The following is a 23,080-nucleotide window of genomic DNA, read 5'->3' as shown; positions in this document are numbered from 1 at the left end:
CATGGCACGTCCGAACAAGAACAAGCTGTATGTGCAGGACGTCACGCTGCGTGACGGCATGCACTCGATCCGCCACCAATATTCGCTGGATACGGTGACGGCGATCGCCCGCGCGCTGGACGCCGCGAAGGTCGACGCCATCGAGATCACGCATGGCGACGGTCTGACCGGCTCTACCTTCAACTACGGCTTCGGCGCGCATGACGACGCCGAGTGGATCGCCGCCGTGGCCAGCGTGTGCACGCACGCCATCCCGACCATCCTGCTGCTGCCGGGCATCGGCACCGTGCACGACCTGAAGATCGCCTATGAGGCGGGCGCGCGCTCGGTGCGCATCGCCACGCACTGCACCGAGGCGGATGTCTCGAAGCAGCATATCGAGGCGGCCCGCGGCCTGGGCATGGACACGGTCGGCTTCCTGATGATGGCGCACATGGCGCCAGTCGAGAAGCTGGTGGAGCAGGCCAAGCTGATGGAGTCCTACGGCGCCGAGTGCGTCTATGTGACCGATTCCGCCGGCGCCCTGCTGCCCGAGCAATATGCCGAGCGCGTGAGCGCGGTGCGCGCGGCGCTGAAGCCGGAGACCGAGATCGGCGTGCATACCCACCACAACCTGACGCTGGGCGTGGCCAACGCCGTGGCTGGCATCAAGGCCGGCGCGGTGCGCGTGGACGCCTCGCTGGCGGGCATGGGCGCGGGTGCGGGCAACGCCCCGCTGGAGGCGCTGATCGCGGTGCTCGACCGCTACGGCATCGAGAGCGGCTGTGATCTGTTCATGCTGATGGACGCGGCTGACGACCTCGTCCGCCCGCTGCAGGACCGCCCGGTGCGCGTGGACCGCGAGTCGCTCAGCCTCGGCTATGCGGGCGTGTACTCGTCCTTCCTGCGCCACGCCGAGAACGCCTCCAAGACCTACGGCGTCGATACCCGTGATATCCTGGCCGAGCTGGGCCGCCGCCGCATGGTCGGCGGGCAAGAGGATATGATCATCGACGTCGCCCTCGACATCCTTAAACAGCGTGGAGAAGCCGCATGAGCGCGAACCTTTCCGTCCTGGCGGCTATGCTGGACGATGCCGCCCGCAACGCCACCGAGGCAACCCAGCTAATCGAGACGCACCCAGATCTGACGATCGAGGACGCGTATGCGATCCAGCTGCTTAACGTGCAGCGCCGCTGGGCGCGCGGCGAGCGCCGGGCAGGCTACAAGATGGGCCTCACCTCGCGCGCCAAGATGCAGCAGGTGGGCGTGTCCGAGGTGATCTGGGGCCGCCTGACCGACGCCATGCGCCTGGAGGAGGGCGGCGTGCTCTCCCACCAGCGCTATGTGCACCCGCGCGTCGAGCCGGAGATTGCCTACATCATCGGCAAGCCGCTGGCGGGCGATGTGTCGGCGGCCGAGGCGCTGGCGGCGGTGGAAGCCGTCGCCCCGGCGCTGGAGATCATCGACAGCCGCTACAAGAACTTCAAGTTCTCGCTGCCCGACGTGATCGCCGACAACTCCTCCTCCTCGGGCTTCTATGTGGGCGCGTGGGCGAAGCCGGACACGGACGTGTCCAATCTCGGCATCGTCATGGAAGTGAACGGCCGCGCCGTGCAGGTTGGCAGCACCGCCGCCATCCTGGGCAACCCGATCCGCTCGCTGGTCTCGGCCGCCCGCCAGATCGGCCGCGCCGGCGAGAGCCTGATGCCGGGCGATATCGTACTTGCTGGTGGCGCCACCGCCGCGCATTCGCTCAGCGTTGGCGAGCACATCCGCACCGCGTTCCAGAATCTGGGCACGGTGTCGTTTACCGTGGGGGCCTGATCATGCCGATCGTCAACGTCACCATGATTGAGGGCCGCTCTGTCGAGCTGAAGGTGAAGATGGTCAAGGCCGTCACCGAGGCGATCGTCGAGAGCATCAACGCACCGCGCGAGTCCATCCGCGTCATCATCAACGAAGTGCCGGCCTGGCACTTCGCCGCTGGTGGCGAGGTTAAGGGCTTGCCAAAGTCATGAACCCCGAACTCGGGAAAAGCGTCAACGCGGGCGGCATCCTCACCAATTACCACGACCAGGGTGAGGGTTTCCCGGCGGTGCTGATCCACGGTTCCGGCCCAGGCGTCTCCGCCTGGGCCAATTGGCGCCTGAATATCGGGCCGCTGGCCGCGCAACGCCGCGTCATCGCGCCGGACATGGTGGGCTTCGGCTTCACCGAGCGTCCGGCCGGCGCGGTGTATGGCAAGGCGCTGTGGTTGCAGCACCTCGCCGATTTCCTCGATGCGCTCGGGCTGGACCAGGTTGATCTCGTCGGCAACTCCTTCGGCGGCGGGCTGGCCCTGGCTTTCGCCATCCGCCACCCGGCGCGCGTGCGCCGCCTGGTGCTGATGGGCAGTGTTGGCGTCAGCTTCCCCATCACGGCGGGGCTGGACGCGGTTTGGGGCTACCAGCCCTCGATCGAGACCATGCGCTCTCTGCTCGACATCTTCGCCTATGACCGCGCGCTGGTGAATGACGAGCTGGCGCAGCTGCGCTACCAGGCCTCCATCCGGCCGGGCTTCCAAGAGAGTTTCTCCGCCATGTTCCCGGCGCCGCGACAGGCTGGGGTCGATGGCCTTGCCTCCGCCGAGGAGGAGATCGCCAAGCTGCCGCACGAGGCGCTGGTCATCCATGGCCGCGAGGACCAGGTGATCCCGCCAGAGGCGAGCCTGCGGCTGTTCAATCTGCTGCCCAAGGCCGAGTTGCACATGTTCGGCCGCTGCGGGCATTGGACGCAGATCGAGCACACTGACCGTTTCAACCAACTCGTCAGCGAATTCCTGTAATCTGGTCCGGGGCTGAGGTCTTCACGGCGGAGCTCAGCCCCGCGCCGCTTTCTGCCTAAGGCGTTGAGCCTCGCTCCGTCTCCATAAAAATCGATTGATTCGATTATAATTTTCCATAAAAATCGATGTGTTTTTGCTTCCCGTAATGGTCCCGCCCTTACTATGCTGGGCCCGCCAAGATGAGCGCCGGTTTCGCCGGACGCTTGGCATGGGGAAGGAGAGATGCAATGAACGACACGGCGGCACAGCCTGGCAAATGCCCGGTGATGCATGGGGCTAATACCTCCATGGGCACCACCAACACGGAGTGGTGGCCGAAGGCTCTCAATCTGGACATCCTGCACCAGCACGACACCAAGACGAACCCGCTCGGCGGCGCGTTCGATTACCGCGAGGAACTGAAGAAGCTCGATATCGAGGCGCTAAAGAACGACGTCAAAGCCCTGATGACCGACAGCCAGGAGTGGTGGCCGGCGGATTGGGGCCATTATGGCGGGCTGATGATCCGCATGGCGTGGCATTCGGCCGGCACCTACCGCATCGCCGACGGCCGCGGCGGCGCCGGGCGCGGCAACCAGCGTTTCGCACCGATCAATTCCTGGCCCGACAACGTGAATCTCGACAAGGCGCGGCGCCTGCTGTGGCCGATCAAGCGGAAATACGGCAACAAGATCAGCTGGGCCGATCTGATCATCCTGGCCGGAACCATGGCCTATGAGTCGATGGGGCTGAAAACCTTCGGCTTCGGCTTCGGGCGCGAGGATATCTGGCACCCCGAGAAGGACACCTATTGGGGCTCGGAAAAGGAATGGCTCGCCCCCACCGGCAGCGAGGGCAGCCGCTATTCCGGCGAGCGCGATCTCGAAAACCCGCTGGCGGCGGTAATGATGGGGCTGATCTATGTGAACCCCGAAGGCGTGGACGGCAAACCCGACCCGCTGAAAACCGCGCATGATGTGCGCATCACCTTCGCGCGCATGGCGATGAACGATGAGGAAACCGTGGCGCTCACCGCGGGCGGCCACACCGTGGGCAAGGCGCATGGCAATGGCAAAGCCGCCAATCTCGGCCCGGCGCCCGAGGCGGCGGAGCTGGACGAGCAGGGCCTCGGCTGGGTCAACCACACCACGCGCGGCATTGGCCGCAACACCGTGACCAGCGGCATCGAGGGTGCCTGGACCACGCATCCGACCAAATGGGATAACGGCTATTTCCATCTGCTGCTGAATTACGAGTGGGAGCAGAAGCTGAGCCCCGCCGGCGCGCATCAATGGGAGCCGGTCAACATCAAGGAGGAAGACAAGCCCGTTGATGTCGAGGATCCCTCGATCCGCTACAACCCGATCATGACCGACGCCGACATGGCGCTGAAGATGGACCCGGAATACCGCAAGATTTCCGAGCGCTTCTACAAAGACCCCGCCTATTTCTCGGAAGTCTTCGCCCGCGCCTGGTTCAAGCTCACCCATCGCGACATGGGGCCGAAGGCGCGCTATGTCGGGCCGGATGTGCCGAAGGAAGATCTGATCTGGCAGGACCCGGTGCCCCCAGGGCCGACCAATTACGATATCGGCCATGTGAAGGCGCGGATCGCCGCCAGCGGACTGAGCATCGCCGAACTGGTCAGCACGGCGTGGGACAGCGCGCGCACCTTCCGCGGCTCCGACAAGCGCGGCGGCGCCAATGGTGCGCGCATCCGCCTAGCGCCGCAGAAGGACTGGGCGGGCAACGAGCCGCAGCGCCTGGCCAAGGTGCTGGCGGCGCTGGGGCCGATCGCCCACGCGGCGGGGGCAAGCCTGGCGGACGTGATCGTGCTCGCCGGCAATGTCGGCCTCGAGAAAGCCGCGCAAGCGGCCGGGTTCGATGTCAGCGTGCCATTCGCGCCGGGGCGCGGCGACGCCACGGACGAGATGACCGACGCGGACTCCTTCGACGTGCTGGAGCCGGTGCATGACGGCTACCGCAACTGGCTGAAGAAGGATTACGCCGTGCGGCCCGAGGAACTGATGCTCGACCGCACCCAGCTCATGGGCCTCACTGCCTGCGAGATGACCGTACTGGTGGGCGGCCTGCGCGTGCTTGGCGCCAATCATGGCGGCAGCAAGCACGGCGTGTTCACCGACCGCCCCGGCGCGCTGACGACCGATTTCTTCGTCAACCTCACCGACATGGCCTATACGTGGAAGCCCGCCGGCAACAACCTCTACGAGATCCGCGACCGCAAGAGCGGCGCGGTGAAGTGGACGGCCACGCGGGTCGATCTCGTATTCGGCTCCAACGCCATCCTGCGCGCCTATGCCGAGCTCTATGCGCAGGACGACGCCAAGGCGAAATTCGTGCATGATTTCGTCGCCGCCTGGACCAAGGTGATGAACGCCGATCGGTTCGATCTGAGCTGATCCAACCCGCAAGCGAAGACGCCGCCTCCGGCGCAACCGGGAGCGGCGTTTTTGTTGCTATATCGCTTCTAACAAAAACAAGCAAAAACGCATCACAAATCGGCAAATATGCATCGCTATTGCGTTGCAGAATCTTCCTCAAGCCATTGAAAAATAATAGCCAAACAAAGTGGCACGGGCATTGCAAGTCAGTCCTGCGTCTGGTGCGTAGCGAAGTCGGCGCGGTATGGCGGGAGGTTGCTCCCGCTCCCGCACGATGAAGCCGCAAGCCAGGAGGGAAGACTTCGCCGGGACCAGCGGCAAAAATGCTGGCTTGGCGGAGGCACGCTAGGCGCATGGCGTAATGCCGTGTGTTGTCAGTGTCACAAACGTTCAAGGGGGTTAAGTATGGAGCCACATAAGCACATAGATGCGATCCACGTCGCATCTGACGATGCGCAGCTGGCGGCGCTTGGGTATACCTCGAACTTCGACCGCACCATGTCGGTGTGGCAGAACTTCGCTTTGGGGTTCACCTATCTGTCGCCGGTGGTGGGCGTGTATTCGGTTTTCGCCTTCGGGCTGCAGGCCGGCGGGCCGCCGATGATCTGGTCTTACGTTATCGCCGGGCTTGGCCAATTCCTGGTCGCGCTGATCTTTGGTGAGGTTGTCTCGCAGTTTCCGATTTCGGGCGGGCTGTACCCCTGGGCGCGCCGCCTCGTGGGGCGCCGCTGGGCCTGGATGGCCGGGTGGATTTACGGCTGGGCGCTGTTCACCACCATCGCCGCCGTGGCATTGGGGGCGGGGCCGTTCCTCGCCACGCTGTTCGGCGTCAACGCCACACCGGCATTCACCACCATCGCGGCGCTGGTGCTGGTGGCGCTGACCACCGCCATCAACATGCGCGGCACCAAGCTGCTGGCGCAGGTGGCCATGTTCGGCTTCATCTGCGAGCTCGTGGGCGCCATTGTCGTCGGTGTCGACCTGCTCACCCTGCATCGCGCGCAGCCCCTCTCGGTGGTGTTCAACACCTTCAACATCCAGGGCACGGGTTCCTATTGGCCGGCGTTCCTTGCCTCGGCGCTGGTGGGTCTGTTCTGCTGCTACGGCTTCGAGGCCTGCGGCGACGTGGCCGAAGAAACCCCGAACCCGGGCGTGGAGATCCCCAAGGCGATGCGCATGACGATCTATGTCGGCGTCGGCGCCTCGATCTTCGTCTGCCTCGCGCTGATCATGTCGATCCCCAACATGGCCGACGTGATCTCGGGCAAGGAAGCCGACCCGATCGGCACCGTGCTGACCAGCGCCTTTGGTCCGCTCGGCGCCAAGGCGGTGATCGTCATCGTCATGGTCTCGTTCATCTCCTGCGCGCTCAGCCTGCAGGCCGCGGTGAGCCGCCTGCTCTACTCCTATGCGCGTGACGAGATGATCATCGGCAGCCGCTTCCTCTCGCGCATGGCCGAGAACGCGCACGTGCCGGAAGGCTCGCTGCTCATCGCTGGCCTCGCCCCCGCGGCGATCGTGGCGATTGGCTACTTCCTGCAAAACGCGCTGGCCACGGTGCTCAACTTCGCGGTCATCGGCATCTATCTGGCCTTCCAAATGGTGGTGGTGGCCGCGCTCGTCGCCCGCGCCCGCGGCTGGCAGCCCTCTGGCAAGTTCCGCCTCAATGGCTGGGCCTGGCTCGTGAACATCCTGGCCCTGGGCTATGGCGTTGCCGCCATCATCAACATGGCTTGGCCGCGCACGCCGTCAGAGGCGTGGTACCTCAACTGGTCCATGCCGCTCACCGTTGCCATCATCGGCGGCGCCGGCCTGCTCTACATGGTGCTCGGCCGCCCCTATCTGCGCGGCACCGCCCCTTACGGCGACGCTGCCAAACTGCACCTGCGCGCGGACTAGTTCCGCGCCTTTTCAGGCGCTTTCTAAAACTTTCCAAACTCACAGAACTGGATAAGCGAATGACGAACGAGGCCATGGCGGGGAAACCCGCCCTGGATCCCCGCGCGGCAAAGGTCTTTCACGTCGTGTTGCCAGACATCGACGGCGGCCTGCGCGAACGGCGGATCTCGCGGGAGACCTTTGAAACCAGCGTGCGCCGGGGCGGTAGTTTCTGCAACGTGCTGCATAAATGGGACGCCGCCGACAACGTGTTCGGCGCCGCCCCCTACCAGAGCGAGGAGGTGGCGGTCGACGAAACCTCCTACCGCCCCTACCCGTTCGAGCGCGACGCCGCCTGGGTGGTGAGCGATTTCAGCGGCCCCTCGGCCGCCACCAGCACCCGCAACGTGCTGATCCGCCAGATCGAGAAAGCCGCCAAGGCCGGGTTTACCGCACAGGCCGCCTTCGAGTTCGAGTGGCTGGTGTTTCAGGAAAACGCCGACACGCTGCGCCAGAAGGGCTATCAGGACCTGACCCCGTTCGCGGTGGATAACCGCTGCTGGGACACCCTCTCCGGCGCTATCAACGCGCCACTCATTCAAGCGCTTGAGGAAACGCTCGCCGAGGCGGACGTGACCACCGCCGGGCTCGGCATGGAGCTGGGCAAAGGCTGCCTGGAAGCCACGCTGCGCCATACCGACCCGCTGCGCGCGGCCGATGACGCGATGTTCTTCAAGGCCGCGACCAAGGCGTTCTTCCGTCAGCGCAACATGTCAGCCTGCTTCATGGCGCAGTCGGACGCGGCGGCGCCGGGCCTCTCGGGCCATATCCAGTTTTCGATGCTGGATTCGCAGGGCCACAACATCTTCGCGGCCGGGCCAGGCCAGCTCAGCGAGGCCGGGCGGCATTTCGTCGGCGGCGTGCTGAAGCTGCTGCCAGAGGCGCTGGCGCTACCCGCGCATACGGTCAACGCCTACCGGCGCATGACGCCCGGCAACTGGGCGCCGCGCACCGCCACTTGGAGCCTGGGCGGCTACACCACCGCCATCCGCGCGGTCACGGAACCGCTGGCCAATCCGCGCCTGGAGTTCCGCATTCCGGCGGCTGACGTCAATCCCTGGCTCGCGCTCAGCTTTTTCCTCGGCGCCGGGTTGTGGGGCATTGAAAACCGCATCGAGCCGCCCGCCCCGGTGCCGGCCACCGGCAATGAATCCGCCCTGCCCGGCCTCACCCCGTTGCCGCGCGATCTCTACAGCGCGGCGCAGGCTCTGGCCGCGAGCGAAACCGCGAAGACACTGTTCGGCGCGACCTTCGTGGACCGCTTCGTGGAGTCCCGGCTGTTCGAGGCCGAGGCGCTGCGTAAGGCCGTGAGTGTGGCCGAAAAATCCCGTTATTTCGAATCCGCTTAAGAAACACAAAGGAACTTCCAAATGGATGCCGTTACCCAGACCCATCGCTCCGATCTTGAGGCCTTTATCGCCGACCCGCTGCGCGCCGAGCGCGTGCGCCAGGTTGCCGCCAAAATCAAGGAACTTGGCATCGACCATGTGTATTACCAGTTCATCTCCGCCACCGGGCGCGTGATGGGCAAGGCCGTGCCCGCCCCGCACTGGGAGAGCATCGCCAACAAGGGCGTGCAGCTCTGGTACGGCGCGGTGGCCGATGTCTGCGCCGACCGCCGCGGCAATTATATCGGCTATCCCTCCAACGCCGCCGAGCTGGTGGCGCTGCCCGACCCCGAGACCTTCGTACAGCTGCCCTGGAACAAGCGCGTGGGCCGCGTGTTCTGCACGCTGTTCCGCCACCGCGAGGAGGATGTCGATGCCGGCGCCTTCCTGACCTCCGATTGCCGCGGCAATCTGCGGCGCATCCATGAGGCCTTCAAGGCCAAGCACGGCATGGAGCTGCGCGTGGGCTGCGAGCCGGAGATGATGTGGCTGAAGCGCGATGAAAACGGCAAGGCGAATGGCGGCGTCACCAAGCCCTACGCCTATCACATCGACCAGTTCGAGCAGCTCTCGCCGGTAATCATGCGCGTGCATGACTACGCCCGCGCCATGGGGCTGGACATGATTCAGGGCGACCATGAAGACGCGCCCGGCCAGCTCGAGCTCAACATCATGTACGACGACGTGCTGCGCAACGCCGACCGTCTCGTCACCTACCGCCAGATTTGCGCGCAGGTGGCGCGTGAGTTCAACCTGATCGCCACCTTCATGACCAAGCCGTTCATGGGCGTGTCGGCCAATGGCTGCCATCATAATGTCTCGCTGTGGTCGGCCGGCGAGAACAAGCTGAACCGGCTGGAACACGACGGCGCATTGCCGGGCATGGACGAGATGTTCAGCTATCGCAAGGGCGGCACCAACGAGTTCCTGCGCCCGACTGGCGAATGGATGCCGACGCAAACCGGCCTGCACTGCATCGGCGGCATGATCGAGCATCTGCCCGCGCTCACCGCGCTCGGCTCCTCCACCGTCAACTCCTATCGCCGCATGTCCGACCTCGGCTACTGGGCGCCGGTTTACGCCGATTGGGGCATGCAGAACCGCACCGTCGGCATCCGCGTCTCCGCCCCGGGGCGCGTGGAATACCGCGCGGTGGACAGCCTGGTGAACCCGTATCTGATGGGCGGCGCGCTGTTGAAGGCCTTCGATGACGGCCTGACCAATAAGCGCGACCCCGGCCAGCCGGAGCAGCGCAACATCTATGAGGCGATGGAAGCCGGCAAGCAGGTGAAGCGCCTGCCGACCGATCTCGGCGCCGCGCTCTCGGCGCTGGAGGCCGACGAGGTGATCATGAGCGCGCTGCCCGGCGACATGTCGCGCGTCTTCATGGAGCTCAAGCGCGACGAATGGGAGCGCTTCATCTCCACCGTCACCGAATGGGACTTCAACCGTTACCTGGAAGCGATCCCCTAAATCCCACGTTCCGGAGCGGCCCCGCCGCTCCGGTTTTTCCCCGCTCCTGCCTAAGAGGTTTGCCATGAGTGCCACATTGGATGCCGATTTCCTCAACGTCGCCGATCCCAGCTTCTCGATCCGCTCGCAGGCGGTGCGCGACGCGCGCGAACGCAACTGGTATGCGCGCACGCCCTATGGTCTGGCGATCCTGCGCTATAACGAGGTCAACGCCCTGATCAAGGACCCGCATCTGCGCCAGGGCAGCTACGCCTGGCCCGCGCACAACGATGTGAATAACGGCGCCTTCAAGACCTGGTGGGACAATATCCTGCTCAACAAGGAAGGCGCGGATCACATGCGCCTGCGCAAGCTGATCATGGCCGCCTTCACGCCCAAGCTGCTGAAGAACCTGACACCGCGCTTCGACGCGCTGGCCAATGAGCTGCTCGATGGCTACATCAACGAAGGCCGTTGCGAATTCATGGGCGATTTCTCCGAGCCCTACGCCACCCGCGTGATCTGCATGCTGCTCGGCACCCGTGCCGAGGATTGGCGGATGATCGCCGACTGGGCAACGCAGATGGGCATGGCGCTGGGCGTGAACTACAAGCGCGACCAGAAGATCGTGGACGCGGCGACCACCGCGATGTTCGATTATTCCCGCGAGATCATCCGCGAGCGCCGCACCAATCCAGGCGAGGATTTCCTCACCCAGCTCGTGCAAGCCTCCGACAATGACGGCGCGTTGAGCGATTCCGAGTTGCTCGACATCATCGTGCTCGCGATCTTCGGCGGCATCGACACCACCCGCAACCAGCTCGGCCTCGCCATCCAGACCTTCATCGACCATCCGGACCAGTGGGAGCTGCTGGCCAAGACCCCCGATCTTTCCGCCCAGGCGGTGGAAGAGGTGATGCGCGTACGCCCGACCGTAACCTGGGTGACGCGCGAGGCGGTGGAGGATTTCGAATTCCAGGGGCTGCCCATCAAGGCCGGCACCACCGTGCATCTCTTCTCGGAATCCGCTGGTTCCGACCCGCGCGTCGTCGAGAATCCGGGCTTCGACATCGCCGCGCGCCGGCCGCTGCATTTCGGCTTTGGCATGGGCGCGCATCACTGCCTCGGCCACGCCGTCGCCCGCTCCGACATGGCGGTGGTGCTGCGCGTGTGGCCAGCGCGCGTCACCAATCTGCGCAACGATGGCGATGCGGTGTGGCTGCCCGATAGCGGCAATACCGGGCCGCTCTCACTGCCCATCAAGTTCGACCGCCGCGCGGGGGTCGCCTGATGCGCAAACCCCGCCTCGCCTATATCGCGCAGTTCGCGCACCCGGGCTCTTATGATAAATCCAAATGGGTGCGCGTGCTGGGCGGCGATGATGAGACCATCGGCTTCAAGGCGCTGCTCGACTCTGCCGGGCTCGCTGAGGCCTTCGAATATGTCGGCGTCTCGGCGCATGAGGGCGAGGACATCTCGCTCGATTACGACGTGGCGGTACTCGGCGGCAGCTTCGCCTCGGTGCATGACGACTACCCCTGGCAGCGCGAGATCCAGAAATGGCTCGCCGCCTGGCGCCCGACCGGCAAGCCGCTGATGGGCATTTGCGGCGGGCACCAGCAAATGGCCGTGGTACTCGGCGGGCATGTCGGCAAGCGCCCCGAGGGGCCGGTGGTGGGCAGCCTGCCCGTCACCCGCACCGAAGCCGGGCGCGCACATTGGCTGTTCAACGGGTTCACCGAAGCTTCGCCCTTCTTCTTCGGCAATTTCGACCATGTAGACCTCGCCCCTCCAGGCGCCTCTATCCTCGCCTCGCGCCCCGGCCTGCCCTGCGCGGCGCTGGATTACGGCGGCAACTGGGTCTCCGTGCAATTCCACCCCGAGACGACCTGCGACCGCATGGCCACCTGCTGGGCCGAGATCGACCCGGAACAATCCCGGCGCTACAGTTTCATTCCCGATTGTCAGCGCATGGTGGAGAATTTCCTCCGGCACAGCCTGGAGACATTCACCCCCGCCTGATGCCTGGCGCGATGCCGGGTCGCCACCCGGCATTTTGCCGCGTATACTGAGCCAATGCCGCGAGGTGCTGTGTTGAGGAAGCGTCACGAGGAGAAACTGGTGGACCTGCCGGGCGGGGATGAGGTGGCAGAAGATCTGCTGATCGATATCATCGACACGGCGGGCCAGATCGGCTGGGTGAGCGCGACCCAGGCCGAGGCGCTCGGGATGACGCCCGAGGCGGCGGCGGGGCTGACGGTGGAAGCCTGCTACACCCCAGCCTCGGCCGAGGCGCTGCGCGAGCTGCTGGGCCGCTTCCTCCCCGAGGGCTTCGTGACCACGCTCGAACTCACCCTGCTTGGGCGCGGCGGGCGCGAACTGCGCACCCTCGCCCGCTGCCGCAAGCTCGCCCATGCCGGAGCGCCGCATTTCCGGCTGACCAAGATCCCTCTTGGCCATGTCGGCCAGACCTATGACGATTTGCAGGCCGACAACAAATTGTTCAGCCGCGTCATCGCCGACGCCTCGGAGGCGCATTGGTGCATCGAGTTCCTGGAGCCGGTGGACATCAACCGCCCGCGCGCCGAGGTGGTGGACCAGATCTTCGCCAACCGCTCGCTCTGGCGCATCGCCAACCCGGCCATGCAGGCTCTGTACCAGCTTCCCAGCAGCGCGGAATTCCGCGCCTTCGACGTGCGGCTCTACTGGCCGCGCACGCCCGAAAACGAAGCCTTCGTCGGCCAGATCATCGATTCCGACTACCGGATCGACGCCGCGATCTCCTCCGACCGGCGCTATGACGGCACCACGGTCAACCTCGAAAACGATGTCCGCGCCGAGATCCGCGAGAATTACCTCTACCGCATCTGGGGCAATTGCCGGCATGCCAATGGCGCGCATCTCGGCCAGCCAGGGCTGGGCGCGCTGTTTGACACCTTCCCCGACCCCGCCCTGCTGCTCGGCCCGCAGGGCCAGGTGCTCTGGCACAACGCGGCGTGCGACGCGCTGTTCCCCGCCTCCGGGCCGGGCGCGGCGGCGCTGCGGCGCATCCTCGCCCATGCCACCACGAGCCGGAAGCGGCGCAGCTGGGTGCTGCCTTCGGCGGGCGGGGTGCGGCGCGAATTCCTGGCCACCGCGCATCCGGCGCACGACCCCGCCCATGGCGCGGTAACGCTGCTGCTGCTGCAACCCGGCGCCAACGGGGGCTGATGACCAAACAGAATGAAATCAGCCCCTTCCGCCTCGGCATCCGCGGGCAGGAGGCGGTCTCGGAGGGGGCGATCACGGCGCTGCTGGAGACCCCTGCCTTCCGCGCCGTGGCCGGGCTGCTGCCCGACCCGTTGATCGTCGTTGATGCCGACGAGAACGTGGTGCTGCTCAACGGCGCGATGGAGCGCCTCGCCCGCATCACCTCCGCCGAGAGCGAGCGCCTGCCCTTCGCGCGGTTTCTGCGCCGCGCCGGGTGGGAGTTGCAGGAGAGCTTCGCCGCTGGCGGGCGCAGCGACGGCCGGGCGACGCTGACCGCGCAGGCCGACGGGCGCAGCCTGCCCGTGCTGCGCAAAATCCTCGCCGCCAACGATACCGCCACCGGCTATGTCGTCTACATCGTGCGCCCGCCCGAGGCGCCGGACGCCGCCCCGCGCGGCACGGGCAAAACCGGGCGCGGAGCCGAGGGACCGGAGCTGCTGTTCCCCGCCGCGCTGGAGGAGCAGGTGGAGCGCGCCGCGCGCGCCTATCGCCGGCGGGTGCGCATCCTGCTGCTCGGCGAATCCGGCGTCGGCAAAACCGCCATCGCCCGGCACATCCACAATCTCGCCGCCGGGCGCGATGCCCCTTTCGTGCATGTGAATTGCAGCTCGATTCCGGAAACCCTGTTCGAGTCAGAAATGTTTGGCTATGAGCGCGGCGCCTTCACCGGCGCGCTGCAGGCAGGCAAGCGCGGCTATATCGAGAGCGCCAAGGGCGGCACGCTGTTCCTCGACGAGGTCGGCGAGATCCCCCTCTCCTCCCAGGCGAAATTGCTGAAATTCCTTGAGGACAGCACGATCCAGCCGGTCGGCTCGGCGCTCAGCAAGCGCATCGAGACCACGGTCATCACCGCCACCAACCGCGACCTGCGCGGCATGATCGCGCAAGGCACGTTCCGGGGCGATCTGTTTTACCGCATCGCCACCTTCCCGGTGGCGATCCCGCCGCTGCGCGAACGGTCGGACAAGGAGGCGCTACTCGACGCCATCCTTGCGCGGGTGAATACCGGGCGGCGGCCACGGCTGAAGCTCTCGGCGGCCTGCCGCACGGCGCTGCTGGCGGCGGAGTTCCCCGGCAATGTGCGCGAACTCTCCAGCCTGATCGATTATCTGGACATCGTCGCCGATGAAATCGCGACGCCCGCGCATCTCGCCGCGGCGCTGCTCAGCACCGACGCACCGACGCCCCCCGGCCTCACGCCAGAGGCCGCAACCGGGCATCTGAAAGAGATGACGGCCATGTTCGAGGAGCGGGTGATCCGCGACGCGATCACCCGCCATGTCTCAAAACGCGAAGCGGCGCGGCATCTGGGCATCGACAGCGCGACGCTGATCCGCAAGCTGCGCCGCGGCGCCGAGGATTAATCCTCGGGCGCAATCACGGCGCGCAAATCGCTGCCCAGGCCATCGAGCTTGATCTGGCACGAGAGGCGCGAATTCGCCTGGCGGTGATCGGTGCCATCCAGCAGGTCGTTCTCATCATCGCTCATCGGCGCCAGCGGCGCGGCGCTGTCCACATACACATGGCAGGTGGCGCAGGAGCAGCTGCCCCCGCATAGGGCCTTGATGTCGTAAATGCCGTTATCACGGATGGCTTCCATCAGAGTCTGGCCAGGCGCGGCCTTCAGGTTGTGCACGGTGCCGGCGCGGTCGGTAACAATAATCTCGGGCAAAGGATCGTCCTCATTGGTTATGGATATGAATTTGTCCTGAAAAATTAGCAAACGCCATGCCAGCGCGAAACCCGCGCGCGGCGCGGCTTGCGCGCCCCCGCCGCTGCAAAAATGCAACGGATGCTGCAAAAAACGCCGCTCATGCGCGAGGGCGGAAGATCTTCATCACCTCATGCCCGATCTCGGCCGGCGTATATTTGCCCGGCCGGTACCAATGGCACAGGCTGTTGAGCTGAGTGAGCAGGCAGATGCGGTAGATCTTCGGGTCGATCTCCGCGGGCAGGTCCAGCGCCTGCACCAGCCGGTCGAACAGCGCCTCAAAATCGTCGCGCGTGGCGATGAGCTGGGCGCGCAGTTCCGGCGGCAACTGAAAAAACTCGTTCATCAGCGGCATCGTCACGGAGGCCGGATCAAGCTGCAACTCCGCCAGGGTGACGCTGGCCGCCTCCAGCCGCGCCCAGGGCGATTCCAGCCCGGCAATGGCGGCCTCGATCTTGTCCGCGGCGCGGCGCAGGGCGGTGTTATGGATCGCCACGAACAGCGCCTCTTTGGATTTGATGTGATGATACAGCGAACCGCCCAGCAGCCCCACCCGCTCACCGATATCGCGCACCGAGGTGCCGTGATAACCCCGCTCGGCAAATAGCGCGGCGGCGGCGTTATAGATGTCCTGCGCGCGCGGGCTCACCGGCGCGGCGGGGGCGGCGGGCTTGGGGGCGGCTTTTGGGCGCCGGCGCGGCGCGGGCTTGGCGGTCATCTTTCCGTTCATAATTCACCCCCTCCTCGCCGCCAAGCGCGCTCCCGCTTGACTGTAACGATCGTTTGATACATAGCCCCTTCCGGCCGCGGCCGGAAGAAGCGCGGCGCCGAAAATCCAGTCAGGAAATTCAGCAAGGAGGTCTCCGCCATGAGCTACACCCCGCCGATTGACGATCTGCGTTTTCTCCTCACCCAGGCGCTCGATATCAGCGAACTCACCCCGCTCTTCGCCGAGCAAGGCTTCGACACCGACCTCGCCCTCACCCTGCTGGAGGAAGCTGGGCGCTTCTGCGCCGCGGTGCTGGCGCCGCTCAACCTGCCTGGCGACGCCACCGGCGCCAAGCTGGAAAATGGCGAAGTCACCACCCCGCCGGGCTTCCCCGCGGCCTATGCCGCCTTTGCCGAGGGCGGCTGGTGCGGCCTTTCCGCCGCGCCCGCATATGGCGGCCAGGGCCTGCCGCGCACGCTGCAATTCCTGGTCGATGAGATGCTCTCCGGCGCCAATCTCTCCTTCGGCCTGTTCCCCGGCCTCACCCGCGGCGCCGTCGAGGCCATCGCCGCGCATGCCTCGGATGACCTGAAGCAAACCTGGCTGCCGAAGATGATCTCCGGCGAATGGACCGGCGCCATGGCGCTCACCGAGTCCAACGCGGGCACCGATCTCGGCCTGCTGCGCTCCAAGGCGGTGCCGAATGGCGATGGCAGCTACGCCGTCACCGGCACGAAAATCTTCATCTCCTCCGGCGACCATGATTTCGGCGGCAATGTCATCCATCTGGTGCTGGCCCGCCTGCCGGATGCCCCCGCCGGGGTGAAGGGCATCTCGCTGTTCCTGGTGCCGAAATTCCTGCTCAACGCCGATGGCGGCCTGGGCGCGCGCAACAGCTTCTCGGTCGGCGCGCTGGAGCACAAGATGGGCATCCACGCGCAGCCGACCTGCGTGATGAATTATGACGGCGCCACGGGCTGGCTGGTGGGCGAGCCGGGCCGCGGCCTGAACGCGATGTTCACCATGATGAACGCCGAGCGCTTATTCGTCGGCCTGCAGGGGCTGGGCATCGCCCACGCCGCCTATCTGAAGGCCGCCGCCTACGCCAAGGAGCGCCTGCAAGGCCGCGCCCCCGGCGCGGCGAGCGCCCCCGCCCCGATCATCGGCCATGCCGATGTGCGGCGCATGCTACTCTCCGTGCGCGGCTTCGTCGAGGCAGGGCGCGCCCTGGCGGTGTGGACCGCGATGCGCATGGACATCTCCGAGCACCACCCCGACGCCGCGACCCGCGCCAAGGCCGACGCGCTGGTCTCGCTGCTCACCCCGGTGATCAAGGCCGCCTTCACCGATTTCGGCTTCGAGGCCACGGTGATCGCGCAGCAAGTGTTCGGCGGGCACGGCTATGTGCATGAATGGGGCATGGAGCAATTCGTGCGCGATGCCCGCATCACCCAGATCTACGAAGGCACCAACGGCGTGCAGGCGCATGATCTGGTCGGGCGCAAGCTCGGCCTCGAAGACGGCAAGCTGGTGCATGAGTTCTTCGACATGGTCGCCGCCGATCTGGCGCAGAGCCGGAAAGCGGGCGGCCTCGACGACATCGTGGAGCCCGTGGAGCAGGCCCTGACACGGCTGCGCGCCACCACCACGTGGCTGCAAGGCCGCACCGCCGACGCCGCCGAAACCGGCGCCGCCGCCTGCGATTATCTGCGCATGTTCGCGCTGGTCTGCTTTGGCTGGATGTGGGCGCGCATGGCCGCCACCGCCAAGAGCGGCGGCGAGACGCCGCTGCACACCGCCAAGCTGGCGCTGGCGCGGGTCTTCGCCGGGCGGCTGTTGCCGCAGACCACGGCGCTGGAGGCCAGCATTGGCGATGGTGCCGCGCCGCTGATGCAGCTCCCCGTCGAGCTGTTTTAACACAGGCTTGCCACCGCCGAGAAATGGCGCTGAGCTGCGCCAACCCGGCGGCCAACCACAACAGAATATCGCCAAGGCCGCGCAGCCAGGGATGAGGGACCCCAAGATGAACGACGCCATGACCGCAATCTTCGAAACCGATCTCGACAAAAACCCGGCGAATTACGTACCGCTCTCGCCGCTCAGCTTCCTGCGCCGGGCGGAGCTGGTGTTCCCCGAAAAGCTCGCCGTCACGCATCACGACCGCCGCTACACCTACGCGGAATTCGCCGGGCGAGTCCGCAAATTCGCCAGCGCCATCGCCGCCGCCGGGGTCAAGCCCGGCGAGTGCGTGGCCGTGCTCTCGCCCAATGGCCCGGTGCCGCTGGAGGCGCATTACGCCGCGCCCCTGGCCGGCGCGGTGCTGTGCATGATCAACACGCTGCTCGACCCCTCGGCCATCGCCTTCATCCTGGAACACGCCGAGGCCAAGCTGTTCCTGGTCGACCGCGAATGGGCGCCCAAGGCCCAGGCCGCCTTGGCCGAGATCGGGCACGCCATCCCGGTGGTGGAAATCGCCGACGAGGCCGCGCCCGCCGGGCTGACCATGGGCGCGCCGGAATACGAGGACTGGATCGCCCCGCACGCCCCCGCCGATTGGGCGCTGCCCGATGATGAGTGGAAATCCATCGCGGTGAACTACACCTCCGGCACCACCGGCAACCCCAAGGGCGTGGTGTATTCGCATCGCGGCGCCTATCTCGGCGCGGTCGGCATCGCGCTCACCATGGGCCTCACCCGCAGCGCCAAATATCTGTGGACGCTGCCGATGTTCCATTGCTCGGGCTGGACGCTCACCTGGGCCGTCACCGCCGTTGGCGGCACCCATGTCTGCCTGCGCAAGGTCGAGGCCGGGGCGATCTTCGACCACATCGCCCGGCATGACGTGACACATATGTGCGGCGCGCCGATCGTGCTCGGCATGCTCATCAACGCCCCCGCCGCGCAGCGCAAACCGCTGCCGCATCGCGTGCTCGTCGCCACCGCCGGAGCGGCGCCGCCGAGCGCGATCATCGAGGGCACCGAGCGGCTGGGCTTCCGCGTGCATCACGTATACGGGCTGACCGAGGTCTACGGCCCGTCGGCCAATTGCGAGATCCAGCCGAGCTGGCCGGCGCTGGACGTGACCACGCGCGCCAAGCTGATGTCCCGCCAAGGCGTGCCCAACGCCACGCAGGAGGATCTCACCATCCTCGACCCCACCGGCAAGCCGGTGCCGATGGATGGCACGACGCTGGGCGAGCTGGCCTTCCGCGGCAATGTGGTGATGAAGGGCTATCTGAAAAACCCCAAGGCCACGGCTGAGGCGTTTCGCGACGGCTGGTTCCTCACCGGCGATCTCGGCGTGCTGCACCCCGATGGCTATGTCGAGATCAAGGACCGCTCGAAGGACATCATCATCTCCGGCGGCGAGAATATTTCCTCGCTGGAAGTGGAGGATGTGCTCTACCGCCACCCCGCAGTGCGCGAGGCCGCCGTGGTCGCCGCGCCCGACGAGAAATGGGGCGAGGTGCCGATGGCGGTGATCACACTGAAGGACGGCATGGAGGCGAGCGAGGCCGAACTCACCGCCTTCTGCCGCGAGCATCTCGCCGGCTTCAAGATCCCGAAGAAATATGTGTTTGGCGAGCTGCCGAAAACCTCCACCGGCAAGATCCAGAAACACCTGCTGCGCAAGCTGGCGCAGCCGCAATAAACCTCGCCGCGCGGCCGGGTCTTGGCGTGCCCGGCCGCGCTTGCCGCCCCCCCTCAGTTCGGTTACAGCCAATGCCAACGAAATTGGCTTGAGGGTTGGTTATGTCTGAAAATTCTGGACGCGCGGATGTGGTCATCGTTGGCGGCAGCCATGCCGGCGGCGAGTGCGCGTTCCGCCTCCGCCAGGGCGGGTTTACGGGTTCCATCGCGCTGCTGAGCAGCGAGAACGTGTTGCCTTATCACCGCCCGCCTCTGTCCAAGGCGTTTCTCTCGGGCGAGGTCACGGTCGACTCGCTGCTGCTGCGCGCCCCCGCCGCGTACGAAAAAGCCGGGATCGCCTGGCACCCCTCAACCACCGTCACCGCGATCGACCGCGCCGCCCACCGGCTGACCCTGCAAGACGGCGCCACGCTGGGCTACGGCAAGCTGGTGCTGGCCACTGGCGGGCGGGCCCGCCTGCTGCCCATTCCGGGCGGCGATCTGGCCGGGCTCTACACCATCCGCAGCATCGCCGATGTCGATGCGCTGCGCCCGGCCTTCACCGCCGGCAAGCGGCTGGTGATCGTCGGCGCCGGCTATATCGGGCTGGAAGTCGCGGCCGTGGCGATCAAGACCGGGCTCAGCGTCGATGTCGTGGAATTCGCCCCGCGCGTGCTGGCGCGCGTCGCCGGGCCGGAACTCTCCGCCTTCTACGAAAAAGCCCATGCCGCGCATGGGGTTAAATTCCACCTCAATACCGGGGTCGAGGCCTTCCTGCCCGCCGCCGGGGATGCGAGCCATGTCGGCGCCGTGCGCTGCGCGGGCGGGGCGGCGCTTCCGGCCGATCTCGTGCTGGTGGCCGCGGGGCTGGTGCCGAATGTGGAACTGGCCCAGGCCGCCGGGCTGGAAGTGAATAACGGCGTGGTGGTGGACGAATTCTGCCAGAGCTCCGACCCGGACATCCTGGCCATTGGCGATTGCGCCAATTTCCCCCTGCCCTTCACCGGCCAGCGCGCGCGGCTGGAATCAGTGCCCAACGCCACCGAGCACGCGCGCGTCGCCGCCTCGGTGCTCAACGGCGCCCCCTCGGCCTATAACGCCGTGCCGTGGTTCTGGTCGGACCAGTATAATCTCAAGCTGCAATCGGTCGGGCTGTCTCAGGGACACGACCAAGTGGTGCTGCGCGCCCCGCGCACGCCCGAAGGCTTCGTTGCCTTCTACCTCAAGGAGGGCCGCGTGATCGCCGCCGATTGCGTCAACGCCATCGCGGAATTCAACCAGGCCAAGCGCTTCGTCACCAACAAGCTGTCGCCCGCCCCCGCGCTGCTGGCTGACAGCGCGGTGGAGTTGAAATCGCTGAGCTGAGCGCCGCGGCTCAGGCCTTGATGCGTTCCATCCTGGCGTCGTGCAGCGGCGCCAGGTGCACATTGGCATGCACCCGCTCGCCCGCCACCTCCAGCTCATAGCCGCCCGAGAGCACGAAATCCTCGTCCAGCCCCGCCGGGTTGCGCACATAGCCGAGCCCGATCGGCTTACCCAGCGTGTGGCCAAACCCGCCCGAGGCGAGCCAGCCCACGCGCGCGCCATTGCGGTAGATGGTCTCGCGGCCGAGCAGGATGATCTCCGGCTCATCCACCGTGAAGGTGGCGAGCAGCTTCTTCACGCCGTCGCGCTTCTGCGCCTCCAGCGCCGCGCGGCCCAGGAAGGGCGTCGGCTTGCGCAGCTTCACCGCCCAGCCCAGCCCAGCTTCCAGCGGTGTGTAATCAGGGCCAATATCCGCCCCCCAGGCGCGATAGCCCTTCTCCAACCGCAGCGTCTCGATGGCCCGGTACCCGGCATTGGCGATGCCGAATTCCGCCCCGGCGGCCATCAGCGCCTCATACACCGTGGCGGCGAATTCGGTGGGGATGTGCAGTTCCCAGCCCAACTCGCCGACATAGGTCACGCGCAGCGCCAGCACCGGCGCCCCGGCCACGCACAGGCGGCGGCACTGCCCGAACGGGAACGCGGCATTGGAAACATCGTCGCTGGTCAGCTTCTCCAGCACATGCCGCGCAAGCGGCCCCATCAGGCTCAGCGTCGCGTTGGCTGAGGTCACATCCAGCAGATGCGCGTCCAGCCCCGCCGGGATGTTGCGGCGGATCCAATCCGCGTCATGCGTGGCGAAGCCAGTGCCGGTGACGATGTAGAATTCCGTCTCCGAGAGCCGCGCCACGGTGAGATCCGCCTCGATGCCGCCACGGCTGTTGAGCATCTGCGTATAGGTCAGGCTGCCTGGCTTCTTCGCCACGTCATTGGCGCAGATCCAGGAGAGCGCCGCCTCGGCATCGCGTCCCACCACCATGAATTTGGCGAAGGAGGTCTGGTCGAACACCCCCACACGCTCGCGCACCGCCTGATGCTCGCGCGCCACGGCGGTGAACCAGTTGGGGCGCTTATAGGTGTAGCGGTCCTCGGCCGCCTCGCCGGGGGCGGCGAACCAGTTCGGCCGCTCCCAGCCGAGCTTCTCGCCAAACACCGCCCCCTGGGCCTGGAGCGTGGCATAAAGCGGCGAGCGACGCAGCTTCCGCCCGGTGGTGAATTCCTCGGCCGGGTAGGCGATGGTGTAATGCCGCGCATAGGCTTGCAGCGTGCGCGCGCGCACCCATTCCACATCCTGATGGTTGCGCCCGAAGCGGCGGATATCCACCGGCCACAGATCATAAGGCGGCTCGCCGCCCGCGATCCACTCCGCCAGCACCTTGCCCGCGCCCCCGCCCGAGGCGATGCCGAACGCGTTGAACCCCGCCCCGACAAAAAACCCGCCCAGCTCCGGCGCCTCGCCCAGGATGAAATTGCCATCCGGCGTGAAACTCTCCGGCCCGTTGATAAGCTGCTTGACCCCGGCACTCTGCAAGGCCGGCACGCGGCCCATCGCCAATTCCATGATCGGCGTGAAATGGTCGAAATTGGAGTCGAGCAGCTGAAATTCGAAATTCCTGGGGAAGCCCTTTTGCGCCCAGGGAATCGGGTTCGGTTCATAGCCGCCCATCACCAGCCCGCCAACTTCCTCTTTGTAATAGGTCAGCCGGTCGGGGTCGCGCAGGGTCGGCAGATCCGGCGGCACGCCCTCGATCCGCTCGGTCACCATGTATTGGTGCTCCACTGAGACCAGCGGCACGTTCACGCCCGCCAGCCTGCCCAGTTCGCGCGCCCATTGCCCGGCGCAATTCACCGCCACCTCGCAGGCAACGCGCCCGCGATCGGTGAGCACCGCTACCACCCGGCCCTTCTCGATTTCGAAGCCAGTAACCTCGACATTTTCAAAAATCTTCGCCCCGGCCATGCGCGCGCCCCGCGCCAGGGATTGGGTGATGTCACTTGGATTGGCCTGGCCATCGGTGGGCAGAAACGCGGCGCCGATCACGTCATGCACGTCCATCAGCGGCCACAGCTTCTGCGCCTCCGACGGTGTGAGCAGATGCATCTCCAGCCCAAAGCTGCGCGCCGTGGTCGCCTGGCGCTTCACCTCGATCCAACGCTCCTCGTTACACGCCAGCCGTAACCCGCCATTCATCTTCCAGCCGGTGGCGAGGCCGGTCTCCGCCTCCAGCGTGCGGTAGAGCTTCACCGATTCGCCCAGCAACTGGGTGATATTGGCGCTGGTGCGCAACTGCCCCACCAGCCCGGCGGCGTGCCATGTGCTGCCCGAGGTGAGCTTGTGGCGCTCCAGCAGCACCACCTCCCAGCCCAGCTTGGCCAAATGATAGGCAGTGGAACAGCCGATGATCCCGCCGCCAATGATGACCGCGCGCGCCTGCGTTGGAAAATTCATCC

18 protein-coding genes are annotated in these 23,080 nt (G+C 66.2%); 15 read left to right on the top strand and 3 right to left on the bottom strand.

The window, feature by feature from the left end; translation table 11 throughout:
• The first annotated feature begins 1 nt into the window (after window position 1).
• The 12 genes from dmpG (at window position 2) to LI953_RS03545 (ending at window position 14,578) form a co-directional block, all read left to right on the top strand.
• Window positions 2-1,036, top strand: coding sequence for a 4-hydroxy-2-oxovalerate aldolase (gene dmpG, locus LI953_RS03600; protein WP_227074665.1), 1,035 nt, complete (start codon window positions 2-4; stop codon window positions 1,034-1,036).
• Window positions 1,033-1,806: a 2-keto-4-pentenoate hydratase gene (locus LI953_RS03595; RefSeq protein WP_227074664.1), complete on the top strand. Its 774-nt coding sequence runs from the start codon at window positions 1,033-1,035 to the stop codon at window positions 1,804-1,806. The genes dmpG and LI953_RS03595 overlap by 4 nt, the downstream gene beginning before the upstream one ends.
• 2 nt (window positions 1,807-1,808) lie before the next feature.
• A complete protein-coding gene (locus LI953_RS03590; protein WP_227074663.1) occupies window positions 1,809-2,000 on the top strand; it encodes a 2-hydroxymuconate tautomerase in 192 nt (63 codons plus the stop codon).
• Window positions 1,997-2,806, top strand: a complete 810-nt coding sequence (locus tag LI953_RS03585) for an alpha/beta fold hydrolase (RefSeq protein WP_227074662.1) — start codon at window positions 1,997-1,999, stop codon at window positions 2,804-2,806. The genes LI953_RS03590 and LI953_RS03585 overlap by 4 nt, the downstream gene beginning before the upstream one ends.
• Before the next feature lie 227 nt (window positions 2,807-3,033).
• The gene (gene katG / locus LI953_RS03580) at window positions 3,034-5,205 is read left to right on the top strand and encodes a catalase/peroxidase HPI (RefSeq protein ID WP_227074661.1); all 2,172 of its coding nucleotides are present in this window, start codon (window positions 3,034-3,036) and stop codon (window positions 5,203-5,205) included.
• Between the two features lie 387 nt (window positions 5,206-5,592).
• Window positions 5,593-7,086, top strand: a complete 1,494-nt coding sequence (locus LI953_RS03575; protein ID WP_227074660.1) for an APC family permease — start codon at window positions 5,593-5,595, stop codon at window positions 7,084-7,086.
• Window positions 7,087-7,145: 59 nt separating this feature from the next.
• Window positions 7,146-8,474, top strand: a complete 1,329-nt coding sequence (locus LI953_RS03570) for a glutamine synthetase (RefSeq protein WP_227074659.1) — start codon at window positions 7,146-7,148, stop codon at window positions 8,472-8,474.
• Window positions 8,475-8,495: 21 nt separating this feature from the next.
• Entirely contained in the window at window positions 8,496-9,986 is a 1,491-nt protein-coding gene (locus LI953_RS03565; RefSeq protein ID WP_227074658.1) for a glutamine synthetase family protein, read from the top strand.
• A 64-nt stretch (window positions 9,987-10,050) separates the two neighbouring features.
• Complete coding sequence (locus tag LI953_RS03560) at window positions 10,051-11,256, top strand: cytochrome P450 (protein ID WP_227074657.1); 1,206 nt, start codon at window positions 10,051-10,053, stop codon at window positions 11,254-11,256.
• On the top strand, window positions 11,256-11,987 hold the full coding sequence (locus LI953_RS03555) for a type 1 glutamine amidotransferase (RefSeq protein WP_227074656.1): 732 nt from the start codon (window positions 11,256-11,258) through the stop codon (window positions 11,985-11,987). Before LI953_RS03560 ends, LI953_RS03555 begins: the two co-directional genes overlap by 1 nt.
• A 72-nt stretch (window positions 11,988-12,059) precedes the next feature.
• Entirely contained in the window at window positions 12,060-13,175 is a 1,116-nt protein-coding gene (locus LI953_RS03550) for a hypothetical protein (protein ID WP_227074655.1), read from the top strand.
• Entirely contained in the window at window positions 13,175-14,578 is a 1,404-nt protein-coding gene (locus LI953_RS03545) for a sigma 54-interacting transcriptional regulator (RefSeq protein WP_227074654.1), read from the top strand. The genes LI953_RS03550 and LI953_RS03545 overlap by 1 nt, the downstream gene beginning before the upstream one ends.
• Here the strand turns inward: LI953_RS03545 and LI953_RS03540 are convergent.
• Both LI953_RS03540 and LI953_RS03535 read right to left on the bottom strand, forming a co-directional pair.
• A complete protein-coding gene (locus tag LI953_RS03540) occupies window positions 14,575-14,886 on the bottom strand; it encodes a 2Fe-2S iron-sulfur cluster-binding protein (protein ID WP_227074653.1) in 312 nt (103 codons plus the stop codon). The two genes, LI953_RS03545 and LI953_RS03540, sit on opposite strands and share 4 nt — an antisense overlap.
• A gap of 139 nt (window positions 14,887-15,025) precedes the next feature.
• Window positions 15,026-15,655 (bottom strand): TetR/AcrR family transcriptional regulator, encoded by a 630-nt coding sequence (locus tag LI953_RS03535; RefSeq protein ID WP_227074652.1) that lies wholly within the window; start codon window positions 15,653-15,655, stop codon window positions 15,026-15,028.
• Window positions 15,656-15,793: 138 nt separating this feature from the next.
• Here LI953_RS03535 and LI953_RS03530 point away from each other — a divergent pair, with 138 nt between their 5' ends.
• From LI953_RS03530 to LI953_RS03520, 3 genes are all read left to right on the top strand, one after another.
• Entirely contained in the window at window positions 15,794-17,551 is a 1,758-nt protein-coding gene (locus LI953_RS03530) for an acyl-CoA dehydrogenase (protein ID WP_227074651.1), read from the top strand.
• Between the two features lie 118 nt (window positions 17,552-17,669).
• Entirely contained in the window at window positions 17,670-19,286 is a 1,617-nt protein-coding gene (locus LI953_RS03525; RefSeq protein ID WP_227074650.1) for an AMP-binding protein, read from the top strand.
• A gap of 101 nt (window positions 19,287-19,387) precedes the next feature.
• Complete coding sequence (locus LI953_RS03520) at window positions 19,388-20,629, top strand: NAD(P)/FAD-dependent oxidoreductase (RefSeq protein WP_227074649.1); 1,242 nt, start codon at window positions 19,388-19,390, stop codon at window positions 20,627-20,629.
• Window positions 20,630-20,639: 10 nt separating this feature from the next.
• Here the strand turns inward: LI953_RS03520 and LI953_RS03515 are convergent, their stop codons facing one another.
• Entirely contained in the window at window positions 20,640-23,078 is a 2,439-nt protein-coding gene (locus LI953_RS03515; protein ID WP_227074648.1) for an FAD-dependent oxidoreductase, read from the bottom strand.
• Window positions 23,079-23,080 lie beyond the last annotated feature (2 nt).

Source organism: Acidocella sp. KAb 2-4 (assembly GCF_020567705.1).
GTDB lineage: Bacteria > Pseudomonadota > Alphaproteobacteria > Acetobacterales > Acetobacteraceae > Acidocella.
Note: the sequence above shows the minus strand (reverse complement) of the source record. Positions and strands in the feature narration are given on the sequence as shown.